This is a genomic window from Azospirillum sp. VT-I1 (assembly GCF_055698305.1).
The window spans coordinates 63,456-88,089 of sequence record NZ_CP168805.1; the positions used below are offsets into that span (position 1 = coordinate 63,456).

At 69.0% G+C, this 24,634-nt stretch carries 25 protein-coding genes, 1 pseudogene and 1 riboswitch; of the genes and pseudogenes, 11 read left to right on the forward strand and 15 right to left on the reverse strand.

Features of this window, described 5'->3' with window-relative positions; genetic code table 11:
* Positions 1-12 precede the first annotated feature (12 nt).
* The 3 genes from AB8P05_RS25980 to AB8P05_RS25990 all read right to left on the reverse strand — a co-directional run bounded on the left by AB8P05_RS25980 (position 13) and on the right by AB8P05_RS25990 (position 5,468).
* Positions 13-1,368 (reverse strand): nucleotide sugar dehydrogenase, encoded by a 1,356-nt coding sequence (locus tag AB8P05_RS25980; protein ID WP_472761447.1) that lies wholly within the window; start codon positions 1,366-1,368, stop codon positions 13-15.
* Positions 1,369-1,775: 407 nt separating this feature from the next.
* Entirely contained in the window at positions 1,776-3,221 is a 1,446-nt protein-coding gene (locus AB8P05_RS25985; RefSeq protein WP_472761448.1) for a flippase, read from the reverse strand.
* A gap of 90 nt (positions 3,222-3,311) precedes the next feature.
* Positions 3,312-5,468, reverse strand: a complete 2,157-nt coding sequence (locus tag AB8P05_RS25990) for a GumC family protein (protein WP_455175329.1) — start codon at positions 5,466-5,468, stop codon at positions 3,312-3,314.
* A gap of 392 nt (positions 5,469-5,860) precedes the next feature.
* Here AB8P05_RS25990 and AB8P05_RS25995 point away from each other — a divergent pair, with 392 nt between their 5' ends.
* Complete coding sequence (locus tag AB8P05_RS25995; RefSeq protein ID WP_472761449.1) at positions 5,861-6,553, forward strand: Crp/Fnr family transcriptional regulator; 693 nt, start codon at positions 5,861-5,863, stop codon at positions 6,551-6,553.
* A 386-nt stretch (positions 6,554-6,939) separates the two neighbouring features.
* Entirely contained in the window at positions 6,940-7,128 is a 189-nt protein-coding gene (locus AB8P05_RS26000; RefSeq protein WP_472761450.1) for a YgaP family membrane protein, read from the forward strand.
* Between the two features lie 91 nt (positions 7,129-7,219).
* Here the strand turns inward: AB8P05_RS26000 and AB8P05_RS26005 are convergent, their stop codons facing one another.
* Both AB8P05_RS26005 and AB8P05_RS26010 read right to left on the reverse strand, forming a co-directional pair.
* Positions 7,220-7,789: an ActR/PrrA/RegA family redox response regulator transcription factor gene (locus AB8P05_RS26005; protein ID WP_044553362.1), complete on the reverse strand. Its 570-nt coding sequence runs from the start codon at positions 7,787-7,789 to the stop codon at positions 7,220-7,222.
* Between the two features lie 36 nt (positions 7,790-7,825).
* The gene (locus AB8P05_RS26010; RefSeq protein ID WP_472761451.1) at positions 7,826-9,217 is read right to left on the reverse strand and encodes an ActS/PrrB/RegB family redox-sensitive histidine kinase; all 1,392 of its coding nucleotides are present in this window, start codon (positions 9,215-9,217) and stop codon (positions 7,826-7,828) included.
* A 63-nt stretch (positions 9,218-9,280) separates the two neighbouring features.
* On the opposite strand from AB8P05_RS26010, the gene AB8P05_RS26015 reads away from it, so the two are divergent.
* Genes AB8P05_RS26015 through tenA form a run of 3 tightly spaced genes read left to right on the forward strand, consistent with a single transcriptional unit; the run spans position 9,281 to position 11,676 of the window.
* Complete coding sequence (locus AB8P05_RS26015) at positions 9,281-10,096, forward strand: ABC transporter ATP-binding protein (RefSeq protein WP_455175333.1); 816 nt, start codon at positions 9,281-9,283, stop codon at positions 10,094-10,096.
* A complete protein-coding gene (locus AB8P05_RS26020) occupies positions 10,083-10,934 on the forward strand; it encodes an ABC transporter permease (RefSeq protein ID WP_472761452.1) in 852 nt (283 codons plus the stop codon). The genes AB8P05_RS26015 and AB8P05_RS26020 overlap by 14 nt, the downstream gene beginning before the upstream one ends.
* Before the next feature lie 49 nt (positions 10,935-10,983).
* Positions 10,984-11,676 (forward strand): thiaminase II, encoded by a 693-nt coding sequence (gene tenA, locus AB8P05_RS26025; RefSeq protein ID WP_472761453.1) that lies wholly within the window; start codon positions 10,984-10,986, stop codon positions 11,674-11,676.
* 9 nt (positions 11,677-11,685) lie between these two features.
* Here tenA and AB8P05_RS26030 read toward each other — a convergent pair whose 3' ends face one another.
* From AB8P05_RS26030 to AB8P05_RS26060, 7 genes are all read right to left on the reverse strand, one after another.
* Positions 11,686-12,639, reverse strand: a complete 954-nt coding sequence (locus AB8P05_RS26030; RefSeq protein WP_472761454.1) for a lipid II:glycine glycyltransferase FemX — start codon at positions 12,637-12,639, stop codon at positions 11,686-11,688.
* A gap of 79 nt (positions 12,640-12,718) precedes the next feature.
* Entirely contained in the window at positions 12,719-13,297 is a 579-nt protein-coding gene (locus AB8P05_RS26035; protein WP_455175337.1) for a manganese efflux pump MntP, read from the reverse strand.
* Positions 13,298-13,379: 82 nt separating this feature from the next.
* Positions 13,380-13,506, reverse strand: a riboswitch (yybP-ykoY riboswitch).
* A gap of 26 nt (positions 13,507-13,532) precedes the next feature.
* Positions 13,533-14,879, reverse strand: coding sequence for a guanine deaminase (gene guaD, locus AB8P05_RS26040; RefSeq protein WP_472761455.1), 1,347 nt, complete (start codon positions 14,877-14,879; stop codon positions 13,533-13,535).
* Positions 14,880-15,078: 199 nt separating this feature from the next.
* A complete protein-coding gene (locus AB8P05_RS26045; RefSeq protein WP_472761614.1) occupies positions 15,079-16,266 on the reverse strand; it encodes a urate hydroxylase PuuD in 1,188 nt (395 codons plus the stop codon).
* Between the two features lie 173 nt (positions 16,267-16,439).
* Complete coding sequence (locus AB8P05_RS26050) at positions 16,440-16,793, reverse strand: HVO_A0114 family putative DNA-binding protein (RefSeq protein ID WP_472761456.1); 354 nt, start codon at positions 16,791-16,793, stop codon at positions 16,440-16,442.
* Positions 16,790-17,083 carry a toxin-antitoxin system TumE family protein gene (locus AB8P05_RS26055; RefSeq protein WP_472761457.1) on the reverse strand — a complete coding sequence of 98 codons (294 nt, stop codon included), beginning with the start codon at positions 17,081-17,083 and terminating at the stop codon, positions 16,790-16,792. The genes AB8P05_RS26050 and AB8P05_RS26055 overlap by 4 nt, the downstream gene beginning before the upstream one ends.
* Positions 17,084-17,159: 76 nt before the next feature.
* A complete protein-coding gene (locus AB8P05_RS26060) occupies positions 17,160-17,348 on the reverse strand; it encodes a hypothetical protein (RefSeq protein WP_472761458.1) in 189 nt (62 codons plus the stop codon).
* Between the two features lie 238 nt (positions 17,349-17,586).
* On the opposite strand from AB8P05_RS26060, the gene AB8P05_RS26065 reads away from it, so the two are divergent.
* The 3 genes from AB8P05_RS26065 to AB8P05_RS26075 all read left to right on the forward strand — a co-directional run bounded on the left by AB8P05_RS26065 (position 17,587) and on the right by AB8P05_RS26075 (position 19,005).
* Positions 17,587-17,943, forward strand: coding sequence for an Hpt domain-containing protein (locus AB8P05_RS26065; RefSeq protein WP_472761459.1), 357 nt, complete (start codon positions 17,587-17,589; stop codon positions 17,941-17,943).
* Positions 17,944-18,092: 149 nt separating this feature from the next.
* Positions 18,093-18,473 carry a hypothetical protein gene (locus AB8P05_RS26070; RefSeq protein WP_455175341.1) on the forward strand — a complete coding sequence of 127 codons (381 nt, stop codon included), beginning with the start codon at positions 18,093-18,095 and terminating at the stop codon, positions 18,471-18,473.
* A gap of 160 nt (positions 18,474-18,633) precedes the next feature.
* Positions 18,634-19,005, forward strand: coding sequence for a response regulator (locus AB8P05_RS26075; RefSeq protein WP_472761460.1), 372 nt, complete (start codon positions 18,634-18,636; stop codon positions 19,003-19,005).
* Positions 19,006-19,018: 13 nt separating this feature from the next.
* Here the strand turns inward: AB8P05_RS26075 and AB8P05_RS26080 are convergent, their stop codons facing one another.
* Positions 19,019-20,221: an NnrS family protein gene (locus tag AB8P05_RS26080; protein ID WP_472761461.1), complete on the reverse strand. Its 1,203-nt coding sequence runs from the start codon at positions 20,219-20,221 to the stop codon at positions 19,019-19,021.
* Positions 20,222-20,522: 301 nt separating this feature from the next.
* Between AB8P05_RS26080 and AB8P05_RS26085 the strand changes: the two genes are divergently transcribed.
* Positions 20,523-21,797, forward strand: coding sequence for a winged helix-turn-helix domain-containing protein (locus AB8P05_RS26085; RefSeq protein ID WP_472761462.1), 1,275 nt, complete (start codon positions 20,523-20,525; stop codon positions 21,795-21,797).
* On the opposite strand, the pseudogene AB8P05_RS26090 reads toward AB8P05_RS26085, so the two are convergent.
* A pseudogene (locus tag AB8P05_RS26090) lies at positions 21,757-22,235 on the reverse strand (Lrp/AsnC family transcriptional regulator). The gene AB8P05_RS26085 and the pseudogene AB8P05_RS26090 sit on opposite strands and share 41 nt — an antisense overlap.
* 131 nt (positions 22,236-22,366) lie before the next feature.
* On the opposite strand from AB8P05_RS26090, the gene AB8P05_RS26095 reads away from it, so the two are divergent.
* Positions 22,367-22,990: a DedA family protein gene (locus AB8P05_RS26095; protein ID WP_455175346.1), complete on the forward strand. Its 624-nt coding sequence runs from the start codon at positions 22,367-22,369 to the stop codon at positions 22,988-22,990.
* 116 nt (positions 22,991-23,106) lie between these two features.
* Positions 23,107-23,796 carry an alpha/beta fold hydrolase gene (locus AB8P05_RS26100; RefSeq protein WP_472761463.1) on the forward strand — a complete coding sequence of 230 codons (690 nt, stop codon included), beginning with the start codon at positions 23,107-23,109 and terminating at the stop codon, positions 23,794-23,796.
* On the opposite strand, the gene AB8P05_RS26105 is transcribed toward AB8P05_RS26100, so the two are convergent.
* On the reverse strand, positions 23,793-24,536 hold the full coding sequence (locus AB8P05_RS26105; RefSeq protein WP_472761464.1) for a helix-turn-helix domain-containing protein: 744 nt from the start codon (positions 24,534-24,536) through the stop codon (positions 23,793-23,795). The two genes, AB8P05_RS26100 and AB8P05_RS26105, sit on opposite strands and share 4 nt — an antisense overlap.
* Positions 24,537-24,634: the final 98 nt, after the last annotated feature.

A 24,634-nucleotide genomic window follows, 5' to 3' on the forward strand; every position in this document is an offset into this window, starting at 1 on the left:
GCCCGGATGCGGTCAGGCCACATGCGCGTAGCGGGCGGCGCCATGGCTGCCGAGCGCCACGTAGGCGGTGCCGTCCGGCAGGTCGACATCGCGGCTGTTGAAGTTGTTCCAGAAGTCGTAGATCACGCCCGGCCGGTCCATCCGCTGCGCCAGATCCGGCAGCGGCATGGAGGTGAAGACCGGGTGGTTGTTCAGGATCACCGCCAGATTGGCGCCGGATACCGCCTCGGTCATGTTGGCCGCCGGCTCCAGCCCGAAGGAGCGGATGTCGTCCGGCCGCACCACCGCGTCGAAGCCGCGCAGGCGGGCGGTGGGGAAGCGCTGGCGCAGCTCCTCCAGCACCGGCTTGGCCATGCTGCCGCGCAGGTCGTCGGTCGCCGGCCGGCCCTTGAAGGCAAGGCCCATCAGGCTGATCGTCGGCGCCTCCGGGAAGCCCTGCATCGACCGGGCGAGCTTGCCGAGGAAGTCGGCGACCTCGACCGGCTGGCTTTCGTTGACCAGACGGCCGGCGGCGGTGATGGCCATGTCCACCCCGACCTCGCGCGCCGCCTCGATCAGGATGTGGGGGTCCTTCTCCAGGCAGGGGCCGCCGACCGGGCCGGGCAGCGGCAGGTTGGTGCGCGGATAGCCCAGCTTGCCGGCGCGCGCCACCTCGACCGCCGAGATCTCCATGGCGTTGCACAGCTTGGCGATCTCGTTGGAGAAGGCGAAGGTGACGTCGCGGTAGGTGTTGTCGACCAGCTTGATGAGTTCCGCCGTCTCCAGCGTGGAGACCTTGACGGTGGTCGGCGTCAGGAAGCCGAAGATCTGGGCGGCGCGGGTGGCGACGTCCAGGCTCTCCGCCCCGATGATCTGCGGCAGCTGGTTCAGCTCCAGCAGCGCCTGCCCTTCCAGCGTGCGTTCCGGGCAGAAGGCGATGTCGAACTGCTTGCCGGTGGCGCGCAGGATCGGCGCCACGATGTTGCGGGTGGTGCCCAGCTTCACGGTGGAGCGCAGGATGACCAGATCGCCGTCATGCAGACAGCTGGCGACCTGACGGGTGGCCGCCTCGATCATGTCGGTGCGGACCCGGCCGTCCTTGCTCAGCGGCGTGCCGACCGTGATGATGAAGACGCTGGCCTGGCTGCAATCCTGCTGGTTGCGGCTGAAGGTGAAGCGGCCGCGTGCGATGACGTGGCGCAGCTTCTCCGTCAGGCCGGGCTCGTGGAAATGCGGGTTGCCCTGGCCGAGCTTGTCGAGCACGTCCTGCCGCACCTCGACTCCATGCACCTGGAAGCCGGCGTCCGCCATCGCCACCGCCAGCGTCAGGCCGACATAGCCGAGCCCGAGGACGCAGACGTTACGATCGGAAAAAGTCTTGGGAAGCATCGTCGCTCCTGCCGTTTGCTGAGGCCCCGCCACCGGAGGCGGGTTGCCGAGAGTTTGGAGACGCCCCGGCTGCCCTGCCCTGTTGCCAAGGATGCAGACGGAGAAACCTCGAAATTCGAAATTGTTTTCTTGTTGTGACTTCGCCGTGACGATGAAGTACCTCGTTACCGGCGTTGTGCAGCGCGAAGTGTTTCAGAAATCGCCGTCCGATGAAAAGACCATGATTGCTACTCACGGCCGTATTAATGGTACTAACCCCCGCCGGGGCCAAATGAATGCTTGGAGGGACCAACAGAGACGTTCGAAAGTGGTGCAATGGGTGCATTTTGCTCCCATAAACAGAATCCGAAGGCCGGCATTGCAAAATTGTCGGGCGCCATCGCCGGGGCGGTCGTGGATCGCTCTCCTCATGCCGTGGCGCTCGTCAGCCGGCGCAGCCTTTTCGGGCGCACCAGACCGGTCAGGACGGCGAACAGGGCATAGACCGCAACCATCGCCACGCTGCCGGCGACGAAATGCACCAGCGCCGGCATGCGGTCGAAGAACGGTGCACCGACATGGGCCAGGGCGAAGGCCGCGCCGATGGCCGCGCCGGCGCACAGCATCGCCCGCAATGTGATCCCGACATACAGCTCGCCCACCGCCTGCCGGTGAATCCAGGCGATGGCGACGGTGGCGGCCAGCTCCGCGGTGAAGGTCGCCATGGCGGCGCCCTCGATGCCGTAGCGGGGAATCCACCAGATGTTCAGCAGGGCGTTCAGCGCGCCGCCCGACAGCATGGCGATCATGTAGCCGGTCTGCCGGTGCCAGACGAGCAGCGGGTTGCCCAGGATCATGTTGGCGTAGACCACCGCCGAGGCCAGCATCAGCAGCCGCAGCGCCAGCGTCGCCGGGGCGTAGGCGTCGCCGAACAGCGTGCCCAGGATGACAGGCGCCAGGGCGAAGCCGCCGGCTATGACCAGTCCGCCGACCGCCAGCATGACACCGGCATAGGCCCGCATCCGGTCGCGCATCGGCCCGATCTCGCCATAAGAGGCGGCCAATTGCGGCAGGAAGGCGTTCATGACGATGTTGCCGACCAGATTGGCCAGGGTCTGGATCTTCACCGCCGCGCTGTACCAGCCGACCTCGGTGTGCGGAGCCAGGAAGCCCAGCATCACCACGTCCAGATGGGTGAAGATCGCCCAGGCGAACACGCCGACCGCCATCGGCGTCGCCGCCGTCAGGATCTCGCGCCACACCTTCAGGTCGATCCTCGGGCGCAGCCTGCCGAAATCGCGGCGGAACCGGCCGATCATGATCAGCGCGTTGACGGTGATGGATCCGCCGGTGATGGCGGCCGCGGTGATGGCGTCCTCAGGACCACGCACCAGGAGGAAGACCAGAAGCATGGAGCCGATCGAGGTCCCGATCTCCCGCGTGGCGATCACCCCCATCTTCTCGGTCGCCTGGTAAACAAAGTCGAGCACCAGGGCGTTCCCCAGCAGCTGGACCGCCTGCACCAGAAGAACCGCCTTCACCTCCATCGGCTTGTCCAAAGACAGGATGAAGACTGCATAGACGGCTCCCACCAACAGGGCGAGGACGGTGCGCAGCGTCAGCACATGTTCCGACAGCTCCGCCGCCTGGTCGCGGTCGCGCGCGATCTCGCGGATGGCGTAGGTGGACAGGCCCATGTTCACGAACAGCGCCGCATAGGCCATCAGCGAGGTGCCGAACCCCAGCACGCCGAAGCTGTCCGGTCCCAGCACCCGCGCGGTCCAGGCGGCGGTGACCAGCCCGCTCGCCATCGTCGCCGCCTTGGCGGCGGCAAGGGCGCGGATGTTCCGGAAGATGCGGTGGCCAGCGGACATTCACAGGCTCTTCTGTGGTGGAAGAAATCGTCGATGCACGGGGGCAGAAAGGCCTCTCCCGCCCTGTGGGGCGGGAGAGGGGAGCCATCCTCAGTTCGCGTAGTAGCGGCGGTAGCCGTGATACCGGCCGCTGTCGGGGAACTCGTACTGGGCATGGCGCCGGGTATCGACCTGACTGAACAGGACGCCGACCACCTCGCCGCCGGCTTCGACCACCTCCTTCAATCCGGCCATGGCGGTGCCGCGCTTGGTCAGTCCCCAGCGGACGATGAAGACGGTCTGGTCGGCGAGGGCCGCCAGCAGCTTGCCCTCCGACACCGCCAGGACCGGCGGCGAATCCAGCACCACGCGGTCGTAGTTGACCGACAGGCGCGACAGCAGCTGGTGCATGCCCGACGAGCCCAGGATGTCCTGCGGCAGCGTCCGGCCATGGCCGGCGGAGATGACGTGCAGGCCGGTGCGCGGATCGACCTGGATGACGTCCTCAAGCGCCGCGGTGCCGGCCAGAACCTCCGACAGGCCGCGGTCGTTGGCCATGCCCAGCATCTCGTGCAGGCTCTTCCGCCGCAGGTCGCAGTCGACCAGGATGGTCCGCTGGCCGGCATTGGCGCAGGTGCGGGCGAAGGCCGCGGCGACCGAGCTTTTGCCTTCGCCCGGGACGGAGGAGCTGAACAGGATCACCCGGTGCCGCCCGTCGGGATTGGCGAGCAGCAGCGAGGTGCGCAGGTTCTGCATCGATTCCGCGAAGGCGGAGATCGGCTTGTCGACCACATAGCTGGCGGGCGAACCGCCGAAGCGCGGGATGCGCGGCACGATGCCCAGGCTGCGGACGCCGGTCGCCGTCTCGAACTGGTGCGGGCTGCGGAAACCGCCGTCCGCCCGTTCGCGCAGCATGGCCAGCAGCACGCCCAGCGTGCCCGACGCCACCAGCGCCAGCAGCACGATCAGCTTGCGGTTGGGCTGCGACGGGTCGAGCGGGATGGACGCCTCCGACACCACGCGGGCGTCGGGCTGGCGCATGTCGGTCTGCGCGGCGATCTGCTGCGAGCGGGTCAGCAGCGCCTCGTACATCGACTGGGCGGTGGTGGCGTCGCGTTCCAGGGTGCGCAGGCCGACGGTCGCCTGCTGCTGCTCGTTCTGCTTGGCCTCGGCCTGGTCCAGGCTGGTCTTCAGCGCCTGCTCGCGGCCCTTCGCCAGTTCCACCTCGTTGCTGAGGTTGGAGACGATCTTGCCGACGTCGGCCTTGATCTGGCCTTGCAGGTCGCGCAGCTGGCTCTGCAGGGCCTGCAGCATCGGGTGCCTGTTGCCGTAGCGGTTGGTGGCGTCGGCGATCTGGCGCTGCAAATCGACCTCGCGCTCGCGCAGGGCCTGGATCAGCGGAGATCCCAGCACGTCGCCGACCGCCGAGGCGCCGCGCGGCGAGTTGGCCATGGCGGTGACGTCGCGCAGCTTGGTCTCCGCCTCCTGCCGCTTGGTGCGGGCCAGGATGTAGTCGGCGTTCAGCTGGCTCAGCTGCTGGCCGACCACGGTGCTCTCGTTGACCGACGAGGTGGTCAGGCCATGCTGGGTCCGGTACTTCTCCACCGCATCGCCGGTGGTCTGCGCTTCCCGCCGCAGGTCGGCCAGCCGTTCCTCCAGCCATTGGGTGGCGCGCTTGGACGCCTTGAACTTCTCGTCCAGCTGGTCGACCAGATAGAGGTCGGCCATGGTGTTGGCGATCAGGGAGGCCTTGCGCGGGTCCTCGCTGTCGAAGCTGACGGCGATGACGTAGGAGCGGCCCTGCGGCCGGACCGACGTGTTGTCGAGCACCGCGTTCACCACCGAGGTCAGATGGTTGCGCTCAATCTCCTCGGGCGACAGCGGCACGCTGCCGGACTGCTTCCAGCTGTCGGGAATCCAGTTGCGCGGGTTCAGCGCAGCCACCCATCCGGGAGGCGGCGGCCGCAGCGAGGCGTTGAATTCCGGATCGTTCATCAGCTTCAGCTTCGCCACCACCTTCTCTGCGAAGGCCGGCGACTTCAGGATCGCCACCTCGCTCTGCAGGGCGCTGATGTCGGGGGTCATGTCGGACACCACGCCCTCGAAATTGAGGACGGTGTTCTTGCGGTGCTCGACCATGATCAGGGTCTCGGCCGTGTAGAGCGGCGTCATCCGGAAGGCGGCGAGGACCGCCAGTCCGGTGCCGATCACGATCACCGTGCCGATCAGCAGCTTGTGCCGCCGCAGGAGACCGGTGGTCCGCCGCACCGCGCTGGCGGCACTCGCCGACAGATCGTAGGAGATCCCGGGGGAGACGGAACCGTGGCCCCGCCGAGACTCAGGGGTATTGCGTCGGGGTTGTTCCTGAAGTTCCTGGGTGGCCAAGGGGTCCTCCTCGCGTAACGACCAAAAGCGCGGCCATAGGACCGTCCGTTTGCCCGATCCGCCGTTTCGGACAGCGGCTGCTGTCCGGCCGGCAGGCTCGGCGGTTCGTCCGATTGGCTGAAACGCAGTGTTAGTCCAGCCGTTGCATCGGCCATCCAGTGCATGCGGCGAGCAATGGGCGCGCAGTGGGTAGCCTTCCTGACCCTGTTGCAGTGCGGTATGGACCGCGGGGGCAGGAGGGGTGATAATGGGGGTTACCCGGAAGGACAGGTTCCATGACGAACGAACGGGCCGGCGAGCGGGCCGGCTGGGCGGCGGCGATCCCCGCGCTCTTCCCGATATTGTCCGATCTCGAAGCGGACGCGGCGGCCTTTCTCGGCAACGCCGGCCGGCGGGTGAACGTTCCCCGCGGAACCGTGCTGTTCCGTGCCGGCGACCGTTGTCACACCTTCATGATGGTGCTGGACGGCGCCGTCCGCGTGCAGATGGCGTCGGAGACCGGGCGCGAGATCGTGCTGTACCGCGTCTCCCGCGGGGAGACCTGCATCGTCACCACCGCCTGCCTGCTGACCGACAATCCCTACAGCGCCGAAGCGGTGGCGGAGACCGACATCGATGCGGTGGCGCTGGCGGCCGGGCCCTTTCACGATCTGGTGGCCCGCTCCGCCGCCTTCCGGAATTTCGTCTTCGCCTCCTTCGGCAACCGGCTGACCGGGATGATGATGCTGGTCGAGGAGGTCGCCTTCGGCCGCGTCGACCTGCGCCTCGCACGGTTCCTCACCGAGCGCCGCGACGGCGCCGGCGGGCTGGACACCACCCATCAGGCCCTTGCCGTGGAGCTGGGCACCGCGCGGGAGGTGGTGAGTCGCCAGTTGAAGGAGTTCGAACGCCGCGGGTTCGTCGCCCTGTCGCGCGGCCGGGTTCAGCTTCTCGACCCTACGGCGTTGGCGGCGCTGGCAGGGTCGTGACTATTACCTAAGTTCTAGTTTTCAACGCTACGCATACGAATTTTACGGCTGTAAGGGATATGAAAAATGGGATAGACTCAGTCATTCTTTGGACGGAGGTTTGCGCCATGCCGTGCCGTCACGATACCCCCACCGTCTGCGCGATCCGACAAATCCGCAACCACAGCCGCGAATGCCACAATCTGCCTGCCCGCGAAGTGCTGCTGCGGATCGAACGGCGGATGATCCAGTTTCTTGAAGAGGGGCCGGCTTCGCCGTCTGGCCCATGGTCCGACCGGGACTGCGTTTCCAAGTGTGATTTCATCACAGACGGCAGGATGGCCCAGGCGTAGAGCGGTGGACATCACCGCAAATACACGACAGGTGCCGTCATGAATTGCCGCAACATGGGTCCGGTCGATCGCGCGCTGCGCGCCATCGTCGGACTGATCCTGATTTCGCTGACCGTCGTCGGGCCGCAGACCCTGTGGGGACTGGTCGGGCTGGTGCCGCTGCTGACCGCGGTCGCCGGCTTCTGCCCGGCCTACACGTTGCTGGGCATCAAGACCTGCCGCACGGAAGACCGCACCGCCTGAGGCGGGCAGTTGCCGGAGCAGTCGCCGGACATGCCGAAACGGCCCGCCATTCCTGGCGGGCCGTTCGCATGTCCGCCGCCGTCTTCGGCGCTCAGGCGCGCGGGGCGTGCTTGTTCAGGATGCGCTGCAGGGTGCGGCGGTGCATCTTCAGGCGGCGCGCCGTCTCCGAGACGTTGCGGTCGCACTGTTCGAAGACGCGCTGAATATGCTCCCACCGCACGCGGTCGGCCGACATCGGGTTTTCCGGCGGCTGGGGCAGCGGGCGGCCGTCGGCCAGCAGTGCCGACTCGACGGCGTCGGCATCGGCGGGCTTGGGCAGATAGTCCACCGCGCCGGCCTTCACCGCCGCCACGGCGGTGGCGATGTTGCCGTAGCCGGTCAGCATGACGACGCGGGCGTCGGGGCGGGCGTCGCGCAGGGCCGACACCACGTCCAGCCCGTTGCCGTCGCCCAGCCGCAGGTCGACCACCGCGAAGGCGGGTGCGGATTCCTGCGCCACCTCGATGCCGAGCTGCACGCAATCGACCGCGACGACGTTGAAGCCGCGCTTCTCCATGGCGCGGGCCAACCGCGTGCGGAAGGGGGCGTCGTCGTCGACGATCAGGAGGCTGCGGGTGACGTCGCCAGTGAATGTCAGTTTGACGGCATCGCCCGACAGCAGGTCATCGGTTGTTTTGAGGGTGTCCACCGTGAAACCTCATTTCTTGGCGTTGATGGTCTTCCAGCGCACGGAAATCCGCGCGCCGGTGCCGCCCTGCGTCGAATGTCCGCCGGCGGTCTGGTCGGCGGGCGGTGTGCCGGCCGGCGGGTTGTTGGCATAGCGCACCGTCGCACCAGTCTTCTCCAGCAGCGTCTGCGCGATGAAGATGCCCAGGCCCATATGCCCGCCGCCCGTCTGCCCCTTGGGGCCGGAGCGCTCGCCGCGCACGGACAGGTACGGCTCGCCGATGCGGCCGAGCAGATGGGGCGGGAAGCCCGGACCGTCGTCCATCACCGTGATGGTGACGCCGCGGCCGTCCCAGGCGGCAGCGACCGTCACCTTGTGGCGGGCGAACTGGTGGGCGTTCTGGATGAAGTTGCCGATGCCGTGGATGATCTCCGGGCTGCGGCGCAGGAAGGGCTCCTCCGCCTCGCCGACCGGATGCGGTTCCACGACAAAGTCGATGTGTCCGAGACGATGGGGTGCCGCGGCGGCCTCGATCAGCGTGGTCAGCGGCAGCCGTTCGAACGGGTCGCCGCCGTCGGCCTCGGGCTTGCGCGCCAGATCGGCCAGGATTTCGCGGCAGCGCATCACCTGGCTCTGCAGAAGCTCGACATCCTCGCCATAGGGGCTGTCGGGCGGCAGGTCGCGCGCCAGCTCCTTCGCCACCACGGCGATGGTGCCGAGCGGCGAGCCGAGTTCATGCGCGGCGGCGGCGGCGAGCGCGCCGAGCGCGCCCAGGCGCTGTTCGCGGGCGAGCGCCACCTGAGAGGCGGCGAGCGCGTCGGCGAAGCGCCGCGCCTCGGCGGCGACGCGGAAGACATAGCCGGCGATGAAGACCGACGACACCGACAGCGACAGCCAGACGCCGAAGGCGTAGAGCGGCGCCATGGAGCGCACCGGCTCCTCCCACGGCAGCGGGAAGTGCCAGAGGGCGAGCGCGGTCAGGCAGATCAGGTTCAGCCCGGTCAGCAGCACCGTGCTGTAGCGCGACAGGATGGCGGCACCCACCGTCATCGGCGCCAGCAGCAGGATGGCGAAGGGGTTGCTCAGACCGCCGGTCAGATAGAGCAGCAGCGTCAGCTGCAGCATGTCGTAGCTGAGATACAGCGCGGCGTCGCGGTCGGCCAGCCGCAGCCGGCCGCCCTGCTGTGCCATCGCCACCACGTTCAGCAGGGCCGACGCGCTGATGGCGGCAAGGACCGGCCCCAGCGGCAGCGGAAAGCCCAGGCCCAGGCTGACGAAGCCGACCGCGGCCAGCTGCCCGATCACCGCGACCCAGCGGATCAGGATCAGCGTGCGCAGGGTGATGCGGCCGTCGGGCTGCGACCATTGCGGCGGGGCCGCGGAAGGAACCGGTGCGGACAACACGCTGGCGAGCGTCACCATGATCCACGTCCCCGGGCGGCATGCCCCTGGCGGTTGCGGCGCCTGCCGCCATATTCTGTGCCCATGACCGAGCGAACCATCCCACAGCAGCCGGCCGCCATCCCCGCCATCCGGGCGGTCGGGCTGACCAAGCGCTTTCCCACGCCCGACGGCGGGCAGGTGACGGCGGTCGACGCCATCGGCTTCACCGTCCCGCGCGGCAGCGTGACCGGCCTTCTGGGCGGCAACGGCGCCGGCAAGACGACGACCATCTCGATGCTGCTGGGGCTTTTGCTGCCGACGGCCGGGACGGTGGAGATCCTGGGCGTCGACATGGCGCGCCATCGGCATGCCGTGCTTCCGCGCATGAACTTCTCCTCTCCCTACGTCGAGCTGCCCCATCGGCTGACGGTGCGGGAGAACCTTACCGTCTATGCCCACCTCTACGGTTTGACATGCGTCAAAAAGCGCGTCCAAGAATTGTCCGAGCATCTTGACCTGACGCGTTTTCTCGATCGCCCGTCCGGCGGGCTGTCGGCGGGGCAGAAAACCCGCGTCGCATTGGCCAAGGCGCTGCTGAACGACCCGGAGCTTCTGCTGCTGGACGAGCCGACCGCCTCGCTCGACCCCGACACCGCCGACTGGATCCGGACATATCTGGAGCGCTACCGCGCCCGCACCGGCGCCACCATCCTGCTCGCCTCCCACAACATGCTGGAGGTGGAGCGGCTGTGCGACGGCGTGCTGATGATGCGGCAGGGCCGGATCGTCGACCGAGGCGCCCCGTCCGCCCTGCTCGCCCGCTATGGCCGCCAGACGCTGGAAGAGGTGTTCCTGGACATCGCCCGCGCGTCGGACGGCTCGATCCTGGCCGGGGAGACCGCCGATGCGGCCGAATGAGGCGACGACGCCCCACCCGATCCCACGGGCCGACTTCTCGCTGCGCCGGGTCGGCGCCATGGTCCTGCGCTACTGGTATCTGCTGCGCGGGTCGTGGCCGCGCATCCTGGAGCTGGCCTACTGGCCGACCATGCAGATGATCCTGTGGGGCTACATCAACCAGTTCATGGCTTCGAGCAGCGGCGGCGGCAGCGGCTGGGTGGCGCAGGGCGCCGGAGTGCTGGTCAGCGCGGTGCTTCTGTGGGACGTGCTGTTCCGCGGCCAGCTCGGCGTGTCCATCTCCTTCCTGGAGGAGATGTGGTCGCGCAACCTGGGCCATCTGTTCGTCAGCCCTCTGCGCCCCGGCGAATGGGTGACGGCGCTGATGACCATGAGCCTGCTGCGCACCCTGATCGGCGTGCTGCCGGCGGCGGGGCTGGCGATCCCCTTCTTCGGCTATTCGGTCTTCGCGCTGGGCCTGCCGCTGGCCGCCTTCTTCGCCAACCTGATCGTGCTGGGCTGGTCGCTGGGGCTGCTGATCGTCGCGCTGATCCTGCGCTACGGCATGGGTGCGGAAGGGCTGGCCTGGATCGTCGTCTTCATGCTGGCCCCGGTCAGCGCCGTCTATTACCCGGTCTCGGTCCTGCCGGTCTGGCTGCAGCCGGTGGCGCTGGCCCTGCCCTCGGCCCATGTGTTCGAGGGCATGCGGGCGCTGGTCTTCGAGGGCGTGCTGCGCTGGGACCATCTGGCCTGGGCGGTCGGGCTGAACGCGCTCTACATGGCGGCCGGCGTGGCGGTGTTCCTGTACGCCTTCCGTCAGGCGCGCGTGCGCGGCGCGTTGCTGCAAACGGGCGAATAGGCGATAGAGTGTGCGCCCGCCTGCCTCAGCGATACCGGAGACCGCAGCCATGACCGCGCCCGCCCCCGCTTCCCGCCCCGACCTGTTCGACCGGCTCGTCGCCGGTGCGCGGCCGGACTGGTCGGCCTATGTCGACCACGCCTTCGTGCGCGGGATGGGCGACGGTACGCTGCCGCAGGCGTGTTTCCGCCATTATCTGGTGCAGGATTACCGGTTCCTGATCCATTTCGCCCGCGCCTATGCGCTCGCCGTCTACAAGGGCCGCGACCTGCGCGAGATGCGGGCGTCGCTGAACGGGCTGAAGGCGATCCTGGACGTGGAGATGGACCTGCATGTCGGCCTGTGCGCCGGCTGGGGCCTGTCCGCCGCCGAGCTGGAGCAGGCGGCGGAGGCCAAGGCGACCATGGCCTACACCCGCTATGTGCTGGAAACCGGCCTGCGCGGCGACCTGCTGGACCTGCATGTGGCGCTCAGCCCCTGCGTCATCGGCTATGCCGAGATCGGCCGCCGGCTGGCCGCGCTGCCCGGTGCGCTGGACGACGCCAACCCCTACCGCGTCTGGATCGCCGAATATGCCGGCGATGCCTATCAGGAGGTGGCGCGGGCGGCGCGGGAGACTCTGGACCGGCTGGCCGCAGACGGGATGACGGAGGCGCGCTTCCCCCGTCTGTTGACGGTGTTCCGGCAGGCCTGCCGGCTGGAGGCGGATTTCTGGGAAATGGGAATGACGCTGGCAGAATAGGAGGCGGCGTCAGCGGAACAGGCCGACCGTCTCGACCGCTTCCCCGCCGAGGCCGAGCTTGAATTCGGTGACGCCCGGCGCGTCGTTCGGGTTGATGCCGCCCAGGTCGAGCATGGTGACTCCGCGCGTCTTCAACTCGGCGATGGCTCGCCACAGCACCAGCCGCATGGCGTTGCTCTTGCGTCCCGCCTCGCTCGACCAGCCGATCTGGTAGGTCGCTGCCTGCCCATGGATGAACAGCAGGGCCGCCGCCGCCGGCTCCTTGCCGGCAAGTGCCGTGATCATCAGCACGCCGCCGGCCTTGTGCATTGCATTGCGCAGCCGGACGATCAGCGGACCCGAGGCGCTGCGGTATCCCTTGGTCTGCGCCTGCTTCTGGTCCTGGCGCACCAGCCAGGGCAGGTTCTGCGCCGCCGGATCGACGTCGAGGACGAGGCCGGCGCCCTCCGCGGCGCGCAGCCTCTGGCGCCATGAGGGCGAGAAGCGGGCGCGGATCGCCTCCGGCTTCGGCGTCAGGTCGATCCAGACCGTCCGGTAATTGGGGCCGATGCGGCGGAAGCCGCAACGCTCCATCACCCCCGCCATTTCCGGCGAGGCCGGCAATTCGGGCAGGAAGCTGACGCGGCTGAACACATGGTCGGGGTATTCGCGCCGCAGCAGGCCAAACGCGGCCTCGACGACCTCCGGGGTCGGCGTCTCGCCGAACCACAAGGGTCCGCGATGGATGTGGGTCTGGCGGAACAGCTTCAGCGCACGGCGCTGCAACACCTGCACCAGCCCGATCGGCTGACCGTCCTTGTGAATCAGGCCCAGGCGCGGGACATAGCCGTGCGTCTTCGCCATCGCGCTCGCATAGCCGAAGCACTGTGGCAGCGTCGAGCGTGGGATCGCGGCGTAATGCCGGCCCCACTCGCCCACGGTGCCCTCGTTCCAGAGGATGGTGACGGTCGGATCCGCGTTCATGGCTGAAGACATCGTGGCAGGAGGTCGGTCGGTGCTTGGGCCATGGCGGAGGTCCGCATGAACCGTCGGTCGCGGCACCTCACCCCATCGTGTGCTCCAGCAGGATCTTGGCCCCCAGCCCGATCAGCACCACGCCGCCGGCCATCTCCGCCCAGCGGCCCAGATGCGCGCCGGCCGCGCGCCCGATCAGCACGCCGCCGAAAGCCACCGCGAAGGTCACCGCACCGATCAGGGCCGAGGTCGTCACCATGTCCACGTCGACCAGCGCCAGACCCGCGCCCACGGCGGCGGCGTCGATGCTGGTGGCGACGGCGGTGGTCAGCAGCGCCAGCCATTCGGAGCGCGCGCTGCGCACCGGGCCGCAATCTTCCTCGCCCTGATCCTCGCCGTTCATGATGGCGTTGCGCAGCATGGCGCCGCCGACGGCCAGCAGCAGGCCAAAGGCGATCCAATGATCCACCGACTCGACAAGGCTGGCGAAGGCGATGCCGACGCCCCAGCCGACCAGCGGCATGGCGAACTGGCAGACGCCGAAGGCCGCACCCACGCGCACCGCCTCCGGCAGGCCGGCACGGCGCGAACAGGCTCCGCGGCCGAGCGCCGCGGCGAAGCTGTCCATCGAAAGGCTGAAGGCGAGCGCAAGGGACGTGGCGATCATGGCTATTCCCGGGCCAGACAACTCAGTGGAATCGGACGGACTCCGGCTGGCCGCGGAGATGCCCGATCCACTGGTCTCGCCGGGTCGACCCTCTGGTCGCCGTGCGCGCCATGGCGGTAACGGCCGGAGGCCGGAACCATCCAAGTCTGTTGACGCGAACCCCGCCCGGTCCAATCGCCGGCGGGTGGCTACTCCCCAATGACGGCGGAAGTCCTACAGGGACTAGGGGCTTGGGTCAAGCGCCCGATTGCCGCAGGTGCGAATTCCGGCCGCGCAGGTAGGTGGCGGCCACCGACCGGTCGTCGCCCAGCGTCACCTGGATGAACAGCTCCTCCTCCAGGTCGCCGTCCACCGCCTTCATGCGATGTCGCATAGCCGGCGTGGCGGTGGGATCGAGCACGACCAGATCGGCCCAGCGGCCGGGCTCCAGGCTGCCGATCTCGTCGGCCATGCCCAGCGCCTCGGCATTGCCGCGGGTCATCCAGTGCAGGGCCGACAGCGCTGGCAGGTTCTGGCGCCGCAGCTGCAGCACCTTGTATGCCTCCGCCGCGGTGCGGAGCATGGAATAGCTGGTGCCGCCGCCGACATCGGTGGCGATGGCCGTGCGCACCGGCCGCTCCGGCTTCGACAGGGCGTCGAGGTCGAACAGGCCGCTGCCGATGAACAGGTTGCTGGTCGGGCAGAAGACGGCGACCGACCCGCTCTCCGACAGCCGGGCCATCTCCGCCTCCGACAGGTGGATGCAATGGCCGAACAGCGAGGTCGGACCCAGCAACCCGAAACGGTCGTAGACGTCGGTGTAGTCGCGGGCACCGGGGAAGAGGCGGCGCACCTCGGCGATCTCGTCGGTGTTCTCCGACAAGTGGGTCTGCATGTGGACGCCGGGATGTTCGCGCAGCAGCGCGCCCGCCGCCTCCAACTGCGCCTCGGTCGAGGTGATGGCGAAGCGCGGGGTCACGGCATAGCGCTGGCGCCCCTTCCCGTGCCAGCGGCCGATCAGGTCCTTGCCATCACGGTAGCTGCTCTCCGCCGTGTCGGTCAGGGCCGGCGGGGCATGGCGGTCCATCATCACCTTGCCGGCGATCAGCCCGGCGCCGCGCGCTTCGGCCTCCGCGAACAGGGCGTCGACCGATTGCGGATGGACCGAGCCGTAGACCACCGCCGTGGTCGTGCCGTTGCGCAGCAACTCGTCCATGAAGAAAGCGGCATTGGCGGCGGCATGGACCGGGTCGGCGAAGCGCTGCTCCTCGATGAAGGTGTATTTCTCCAGCCAGTCGAGCAGCTGCGTGCCGTAGGAGGCGATGACCTGGGTCTGCGGGAAGTGGATGTGGGTGTCGATGAAGCCCGGCAGCACCAGCTTGCCGCTGTGGTCGTCGACCGCCACCCCCTCCGGCACCCGGCCGCGCAGGTCCGCCCAGTCCCCGACCTCCAGGATGCGCCCGTCGGCCCCGACCAGCAGCAGCCCGTCCTCGTGATAGCGCACGGCATCGAGGTCGCCCGGCCCGGCGGGCGCGCGATGGAAGCTGAGCAGGCGTCCGCGGATGGCGGCGGAAACCGGGGGGGCGATGGGCTGGTCGGGCATGGGGATCCAACTGGCGATGAGTATGAAGATTGGGGCGACTATAACGCCCTCTCCCGACCCGGGAGAGGGAGGGGACCCACGAAGTGGGGAGGGTGAGGGGAATTCCAAGCATAAGGAACCGCATGGCTCCTTGGTTCGCCCCTCACCCCTCCCACCGCTTCGCGGCGGGCCCCTCCCCTCTCCCGGGACGGGAGAGGGTTTACTTCGTATCCCCCGACCACGCCGCCAACACCGCACGCTCCTGGGGCGTCATTCCGGTGATGTTGGCGGGGGGCATGGCGCTGCTGAAGCCGGCCTGCAGGCGGATCTGTTCGGCATGGCGGCGGATGCCGTCACCCTCCAGCACGACGTTGCGCGGCGGGGTGGCGATGCCGTCCCACACCGGTTGGGCGGCATGGCACATGCTGCAGCGGGTGGCGACGATCTCCTCCACCTGGGCATAGCCGACCTTGACCGGTGCGGCGGCGGCCGTGTCGCGGCCGGCAGGCCCCATGGTGCTGAGCCACGCGCAGGCCAGCATGCCGCCGGCGGCGACGCCCCAGGTCCACCAGGGGGTCGGCTTGCCGGCATGGCGGCTGTTGAAGAAATGGCGGATCGCCGTGCCGACCACCAGCACCAGCGCCACCATCACCCAGTTGTAGCGGGTGGAGCTGACCAGCGGATAATGGTTGGACAGCATCAGGAAGACGACCGGCAGGGTCAGGTAGTTGTTGTGCAGCGACCGCTGCTTTGCCTGCTTTCCCAGCGACGGGTCAGGCGTCTCGCCGCGCAGCATGGCGGCCACGGTCCTGCGCTGGTTGGGGATGATGATCATGAAGACGTTGCAGGCCATCATGGTCGCCATCAGCGCGCCGACCTGCAGCATGGCGCCGCGGCCGCTGAAGATCTTCGTCATGCCCCAGGCCGTCGCCACCAGCAGGACGAAACCGGCCACGGCGAGCGCCCCGTCATTGCGGCCCAGCGGCGACTTGCACATCAGGTCGTAGGCCACCCAGCCCGCCACCAGCGCCGCGACGCTGATCGCCACCGCCTGCCAATGGCCGAGCGCCATCACGTCCTGGTCGATCAGGAACAGGTCGGCGCCGCGGTAATACAGCACGCACATCAGGAAGAAGCCGCTGAGCCAGGTCGCGTAGGATTCCCACTTGAACCAGGTCAGCTCCTCCGGCAGCTGCGGCGGAGCGACCATGTATTTGGTCATGTGGTAGAAGCCGCCGCCATGGATCTGCCAGGCGTCGCCCGCCGTCCCGGCCGGCGCGCCGGCGCGCCGGCGCAGCGAGGCGTCGAGATGGATGAAGTAGAAGGACGATCCGATCCAGGCGATGGCGGTGATGACGTGCAGCCACCGCGCCAGGGCGTTGATCCACTCCCACAGGATGGGCTCCATCACGCGCACGCTCCTTCTGCTCGGGGTCCCGAACTGGTCTCTCGATCAAGGAGTCTACGGCGAGTGTGCGGGTGCGGAAAACAATGCTCCTGTCCCAACAGCTTCAAAAAATGGCGAAAGATCGGGGATCGGCCGGATAGGGTCTTCGGATTCGCCGTTCCCCGGCTCCACGGTCAAAGGGCGATCCGCGTCTGGATGCCGTCATACCCGGCCCGCAGGTGGCCGCCCTCGCCGCGTTCGATCAGGCCGGCGTCGGTCAGTGCCTGCACGTCGGCGTGAACATTGCTGTAGTCGCGCTTCAGCGCCGTCGCCAAGGCCCGGACGCTCGCCGTCGGATGGCGGTGCAGATGGCGCAGAAGCTCGAGCCGCTTTCCGGTCAATGTCCGGGCCAGCGTTTCCCAATCCGCGAAGTTGATGGAGCTTTCCGGCTCGACCTGCTCGCCGCGCTCCACCCGATGGACGGCATCCGCAACCTCTGCCGCCATGTCCCTCAGGCTTTGGCCGACCGTGACCTTCAGATCAGTCATAGCGGCTCCCCTCTCAAGGTTTCGATATCCGCCAGGAAGTCGTTCAGCAGGGTGTCGATGTCAGTGAAACGATACGGCATTTCTTCCTTGCCGATGTGCTTGTGGTCCCCTTTGCCGCGCTCATTGTCATAAGCCACCAAACGCTCGCCATCGATGCCATAGTACAGGCTGTACTTGAAGCAATGCTCACTCGGCGGCACCGGGGCATTCACGAGCCACACCCGGAACTGCACGATGGCACCATCGGGCAGCACCATCTTTCGATCGCGTAGAAGCGTGGCCTTGGTCATTGGAAAAGCATGTCACACACCCCCTATGGCTTCAAGAGCCATATGGTGAGATGCACCCTACTCCCCGGCGGCACCCTCACCCAGCCAGTTCCGCCGGCACCGGCAGTTCCTCTCCCTCCTCGCGGCGGAGCATCCAGACCAGCCAGCGTTCGGTGTGGATCAGCAGGCTCCGGGTCTCCACGCTGTCGCAGCTGCGGCTGTGTTCGCGCAACAGGCGGATGGCGCGGCAAATGGCAAATCGCGGGTCGGCGGATCGGTCCGGCACGGCGGGGGGCTCCGGATGGGCGTTGATGTCCACCGACACATAGCGGACACATCCGCAACCAAAGCGTGATCTTTCTCGGCCCGACGCCTGCCGCGACCCGGCCCGCCTGCCCGCCTGCCCGCCTGCGCTTGCCCCTATCTGCGGCAGTTATCCAATGTTATATCTTCCGGCATAGTTCCTGGGTCGGGACGTTGCCGCCACCATGGCCGCCCCTCAACCCGCTGCCCCGGAGGTCGCGATGACCGATACGCCCAACGTCCCGGATGCCGACCTCCTCGACGAGGAGCAGATCTCCCTCCTGCTGGAGGTGCTGACCGCCGAGGACTGGACCGCCTCGCTGGACGGCTTCACCGACAACGGCCGCAAGACCATCGACGGCCTGATCGCCCAGGCGCGCGCGGGGGAGCCGCACGGTCGCACGGCCCACACGCTGAAGGGCACCTCGCTCAACCTCGGCGCCGCGGCGCTCGGCCGTCTGGCCAAGGAGCTGGAACAGGCGCCCGCCGCAGCGGTCCTGGCGCAGGAAGGCCGGCTCAACGATCTGTTCGCCCGCTCGCTGGCGGCCCTGCGCGGCCACCGGCCCCAAAGCGCCTGAATAAACGCCGGAAAGAGCGTCTGAACGGGTAGGCGGACGGCCGGGCCTGCACGAACAGTCAATCGCGCCCTCCACGTTCGGACAGGTATGCGTGGCACAAATGCCTTCCTGCGGCGTTGTCCATCCAGGACCACGACCAGAGAGGCGACATGAGCGAGCTTGCGGACGATCTCGACCGGCGGACCGGCCTGCGGACCGACAGGGTGCGCGCGACGGTGCGGGAGCCCCTGACGGCGGCCGGGTTCAGGCCGATGGATTTGGGCGACGGTTGCCAGGCCTGGTATCGTCGTTCCGACGACGGCACCCATGCCCTGATCTCCCACAACAACGCACTCGACGGCGACCCAGCGGTCAGGGACTGGATCGTCGGCCAGTATGGCGAACGCGGCGGCTTCGTCGAGGTCGGCGGCCTGCCGCTGTCCCGCGCGCTGGAAGGCGCCGACGTGCTGCCGTCCCCGGTGCGGCCCGACGGATCCGTTGTGGAAGCCCTCTATCCGTCCCTCCAACAGGCGCTCGATGATCTGGGGTGATAGCCCGGTTGCGGCTTGCGGATGGCCCAATGGGCGATGACCAAGGTCAGGATGGACAAGCGGTCGGCCGAACGGAAAAGCTCACGCCTGTTGCCGCATGGGATTTCGGTCCCCATCTGCGGCCTGACCATCGCCCAGACCAGCAGCGAGCCGCCTGTCCATGGAAGCCGACCAATCCAAGCCCTTGCGCATCCTGCTCGTCGAAGACGAGCCGCTGGTGGCCATGGCCATCGAGGATTCGCTGGAAGTCCAGAATGTCGGCGTCGTCGGCCCCGCCGGCACGGTGGCCGAGGCGCTTGACCTGATCGCCAAGGGGGGATCGACGCGGCCCTGCTCGACGTTTCGCTGCGGGGAGCGCGTCGACAGCGTCGCCGACGCGCTCTCTGCCCAGGGCATCCCCTTCGTCTTCACCACCGGCCATGGCGCCGCCGGCCTGCCGAAGGGCCATCAGGACCGCCCCGTCCTGACCAAGCCCTTCCGCGAGGTCGAGATGACCGACGCCATCGACCGCTATTTCCGCGGCGCCGCCTGAGAGTTCATCAGCTTCAACCGGGGCGGCCGTCGGCGCGCGGCGCCAGCAGGACCGGCGCGTAGGCGACCAGATAGAGGGTGAAGGCGGCGACCCAGCCGTAGCCCGACCATTGCAGCGCAGCCCAAACCCACTCCGCCGGCAGCAGCGGCGACAGGGTGCGGGCAAGCGCCGCGGCCGTCAGCAGCACATAGGCGGCGACCGTCACCCGCGTCACCACCAGCGGCCGTCCGGTGTGACCCAGCGAGGCGCGGCTCATCACCGCCAGGATCAGCGTGGCGAAGGCGCCGACCGTCAGCGCATGGGTACCCGCCGCGGCCGGCACGTCGGCCAGGGCGTGCAGCCCGCGCAGCAGCAGCGCCACCGGCACCCACAGATAGCCGACATGCAGGATCCACAGGATCGGCGAGCGCCAGGCTTTCCAGCCCTGCCAGCCGACCAGCCGCACCGTGTGGGCCACGGCGGCGGCGAGCGCGACCAGCCCGGTGACCACCGACTCCGGCGCCGCCATCGCCGCCGGGATCAGCGCCAGCGTCAGCACCAGGGTCGCCCGCTCCACCAGCGGCCAGGACCGGATGCCGAGCCCGGCCTTGCCCAGACCGTTGCGGGTGAAGGCCGGCAGGATGCGCCCGCCGATCACCGTCACCATCATCAGAACGATGCCGAGGCCGAGCGTGAATCCGGCCTCCGTCCCGCCGTCCAGCAGGTCCAGCCAGTCCAGATGGATCAACAGGTTGGCGGTGGTCAGCAGTCCCAGCAGGATCAGGAAGGCGCTGTTGCGCCACTTGCCGGCGGCCACCAGCGGCCGGGCGAGCGCCACGCCCAGCGCCGGCAGGAAGGCGATGTCGATCACCGCCGCCACCGGCTCCGGCACGCCGGCCCAGGGGAAGACGGCGACGCGGCCGGCCATCCACAGGGCTGCGAGCGCCATCAGCGGCGCGCCCGCCACCGCCTTGGTGCCGGTCCAGCTCGGCACGGCGGTCAGCAGGAATCCGGCGACGGCGGCCACCACCATGCCGAACAGCATCTCATGCGCATGCCAGGCGCTGGCGCCGACGGCATGGTCCGGCCATGTTCCGGTCGCCAGCACGCCCAGCCATGCGGCCAGCAGGCCGACGGCGGCGATGCCGCTGAACAGGAAGAAGAAGCGGAAGCCATATTGGAAGAGGATCGGGATGGCCGGGCCGTCGTCGCGGCCGGCAAGACTGGGTGAGGACATGAACGGGGACTCCCAAAACGGGTGCTGCGGTGCAGGATTGACCGCCAGCGTGAGCCCGGGGCCCCGTCGCTGCCTTGACGAAAATCAAACGCATTCGCAAGCTGGCCGTCCATCCGACCTCCTCTTGCGGTTCGCCCGCAAGACGCTCCGCAAAGCCCCTCTCCCTCGATGGGAGAGGGGTTGGGGTGAGGGTGGCGCCGGCAAGCGCCGGCAGGAAATCCGCACCCGCCCTCCCCGGGCGGGCCGCACCCTCACCCCAACCCCTCTCCCGCAAGGGGAGAGGGGCTTCAAGCGGTTGCCCATGCCCCGTTCCGACAGCCTGTCCCTGCGCGAGGCCCGCCGCGTCGCAATCGCGGCGCAGGGCTTCGCCAACAGCGATCCCGACGGCTCCGCGGTCGAGGCCCGCCATGCCCGCCGCCTGATCGGCCGGCTGGGGCTGGTGCAGATCGATTCCGTCAATGTGCTGGTGCGCTCCCATTACCTGCCGCTCTTCTCGCGGCTGGGGCCGTACGAGGCGGCGCTGCTCGACCGTCTGGCATATGGCGGCAGGCGGCGGGCGCTGTTCGAATATTGGGGCCACGAGGCGTCGCTGATCCCGGTGGAGCAGCAGCCGCTGTTCCGCTGGCGCATGGCGCGGGCCGAGCGCGGCGAGGGCATCTATGGCGGACTGGCGCGCTTCGCCGTCGAGCGCCGCGCCTACATCGATTCGGTGCTGGCGGAGGTCGCGGCGCGCGGACCGATGGGTGCGTCGGAACTCAGCGAAGCCGGGCGCGGGGCCGGCGGCTGGTGGGGGTGGAGCGACGGCAAGCGGGCGCTGGAATATCTGTTCTGGGCCGGCCTCGTCACCACCGCCGGAAGGCGCGGCTTCGAGCGGCTCTACGACCTGCCGGAGCGGGTGCTGCCCGCCGCCATCCTCGACATCCCGACACCGGAGGAGGCCGAGGCGCAGCGCGCCCTGCTACGCATCGCCGCCCGCGCCCATGGCGTGGCCACCGAACGCGACCTGCGCGACTACCACCGGCTGGAGGTCGCCGACACCCGCCTGCGCATCGCCGAACTGGTGGAGGCCGGCGAGCTGCTGCCGGTGACGGTGGAGGGGTGGGAGCGCACCGCCTACGTCACTCCCGACCTGCGGGTTCCGCGCAAGGCTCCGGCCCGCGCCCTGCTCTCCCCCTTCGATTCGCTGATCTGGGAGCGGCAGCGCACCGAGCGCCTGTTCGGCGCCCGCATCCGGCTGGAGATTTACACCCCCGCCCACAAGCGGGAGCACGGATACTACGTCCTGCCCTTCCTGATGGACGAGCGCATCGCCGCCCGCGTCGACCTGAAGTCGGACCGCAAGGCCCGCACCCTGCTGGTCCAGGCCGCCCACACCGAATCCCACGCCCGTGCCGAGGCCGTCGCCCCGTCCCTGGCGACGGAATTGCGCCGGATGGCGGGCTGGCTGGGATTGGAGCGCGTGACGGTCTGCGGTGGCGGCGATCTGGCGCCGGCTTTGGCGGCGGAGTTGCAGCAGATCGGCGCGGACGCCCCGCTCACTCCAGATGGTCCAGCGGCAGCCGCGTCTCGAACTTGACCTCCTTCAGGGTCACGCTCGATTTGACGTGCGACACCGCGGGGATGGAAAAGATGCGCTCGCTGAGGAAGCGGCCGTAATCCTCGGTGGTGGGCACGACGATGCGCAGCAGATAGTCGGCGTCGCCGGTGACAGCGAAGCATTCCAGCACCTGCGGCATGCCGGCGATGGCGCTCTCGAACTGTTCGACCGCGTTCTCCTTGTGGCGTTCCAGCGTGACGTGGGCGAAGACGCATTCGCCGAGCCCCAGCTTGCGCGGGTCGAGCTGGACCGTGTAGCGGCGGATGACGCCGATATCCTCCATCGACCGCACCCGGCGCCAGCAGGGGAGGCCGACAGGCCGACGGTGTCGCCCAGTTCCTGCATGGTCAGGCGGGCATTCTCCTGCAGGGCCGCCAGGATTCCCTTCTCATGCCGGTCGAGCTTGATCGCCGCCATTCCGTCTCTCTTCATTCCGTGCCGGGAACCATCATCTAAGGGAACATATGCCGGGCGGGCGGCGACTGCGAGTCCCCCCGGCGCAACCAATCGGCCCGCCGGGTGTTCTCCGGTCGGGCAGACGCGGGAGAATGAGTGTGTTCGACTGGATCGTCAGGATGGTGGAGCAGACCGGCTATCTCGGTGTGGCGTTGCTGATGTTCGCGGAGAACCTGTTTCCACCCATTCCGTCGGAACTGATCCTGCCGCTGGCGGGCTTTACCGCCGCACGCGGCGACATGAGCCTGCCCATGGTGGTGGCCGCCGGCACGGCCGGCGCCCTGGCCGGCGCGCTGTTCTGGTATGCGATCGGCCGTTGGGTCGGCTGCCGCCGGCTGAAGCACTGGGCCGAGCGCCACGGCCGCTGGCTGACCATCAGCCCGGACGAGGTGGACCAGGCCGCTTCCCATTTCCGGGAACATGGCGGGCGGGCGGTGCTGATCGGCCGGATGATCCCGGCGGTGCGCACGCTGATCTCGATCCCCGCCGGCGTGTCGGAAATGGCGCTGGCGCCCTTCCTGCTCTACACCACCCTGGGCACCGCGATCTGGACCACCTTCCTCGCCACCGCCGGCTATCTGCTGGAGGACCGCTACCAGCAGGTCTCCGGCTGGCTGAACCCGGTTTCCAACATCGTCGCGGTGGGCATCGCCCTCTGGTACGTCTACCGGGTCGCCACCTTCGGCCGGCGGACGGCCAAGCAGCCGGCGGAATAGCCGCCGTTTCCCCCGGAGGAATTCCGTCCAGAGGAAAACTCCCCGCCCCGGCTGGACGGCGCCGCCGCCCGCATGCTCTCCCTGGCCCGTCCGACCGTCAGCGGGAGCATCAGGCCATGGGTTCCACCCCGACAATCATCCTCGTCCACGGCGCCTTCGCCGACGGCTCCAGCTGGGGCCGGGTGATCCCCCGCCTGCAGGCGGAAGGGCTGGCGGCGGTCGCGGTGCAGAACCCGCTGGTGTCGCTCGACGACGACGTCGCTCATGTCCAGCGCGCCATCGACCGGACCAAGGGGCCGGTGCTGCTGGTCGGCCATTCCTGGGGCGGGGCCGTCATCACCCAGATCGGCGATCAGGAGCGGGTGACGGGGCTGGTCTATGTCGCCGCCTTCGCCCCCGACGCCGGGCAGTCGCCGAACGACACGCTGAAGCCCTTCCCGCCGTCGGCCGGCCTGTCGGGCGTCTCGGTCGACAAGGGCCGCTTCCTGACCCTGACGCCGGAGGGCATGGCCCGCAACTTCGCCCAGGATCTGGCCCCGGAGGAGGCCGCCCTGCTGGCCACGACGCAGGGGCCGGTGGCCGCCGCCTGCTTCGGCACCCGTGTCACTGCCGCCGCCTGGAAGGCCAAGCCGTCCTGGTACATCGTCGCAACGCAGGACCGCATGCTGCCGCCGGACTTCCTGCGCGCCACCGCCGCGCGCATCGGCGCCCGCACCGTCGAGGTCGAGAGCGGCCACGCTCCGCATCTGTCGCGTCCCGATGCCGTGGCGGCGGTGATCGTCGAGGCGGCGCGCGCCGCTCCCTAGCGTCCGTTCCGCAGCGCCCCCGGCGTGGTGCCGCGGCGGCGGCGCAGGCTGCGGGTCAGGGCGCTCTGGTCGGAGAATCCCACCGCCAACGCCACCTCCGCCAACGGCAGGTCGCCCGCGCGCAGCAGCGCCTCCGCCCGGTCCAGCCGCAGGTCGGCCAGCCGGCGGGCCGGGGTGGTGCCGGTCTGCGCCCGGAAGCGCTCATGGAAGCGGCTGGGCGCCAAGCCGACGGCGGCGGCCAGTTCCGCCACCGTCAGCGGCTCCTCGCAGCGCTCCGCCATCAGGGCCAGGGCGCGCTCCACCGGGTCGTCCGGCACGGCGGGGGCGGGGCGGCGCGACTCCAGGGCGCGCAGCAGCAGCCCGGCCGCATGATGCGCCAGCACCGGGTCCAGCGGCCGGTCGGCCGCCTCCGCCGCCAGATAGCGCACCAGCCCTTCCAGCGCGGCGTCGACGGCGAAGAAGGCGTCGCAGGCGCGCACCGCCGTCTCCGGCACCAGCCCGCCGGCGGCCGGCACGTCCAGCACGACGAAGCGATTGGTCCCGGCGCTGCGGAAGCTGTGCGGCACCCCGTCGGCCACCAGCACGCCGCGCCCGTCGCCCACCCGCCCACAAGCGCCGCCGACCTCCATGTCGAGGGTCCCGGCGATGGGCAGGACGATCTGGTGATGCTCATGCGCGTGCCGCCGTTCGAACCCGTCATAGCTGCGGGTGCTGACGCTCGGCCGATGCGGGGACGCCACGCCGTTGGACTCCTGGGGGTCGGGTTGGAGCGGCCATGCTACGCCGTCGGGACCGAAGCGTACAGGCACACGTACGATCCCTTCCGCCGGCTTCTTGT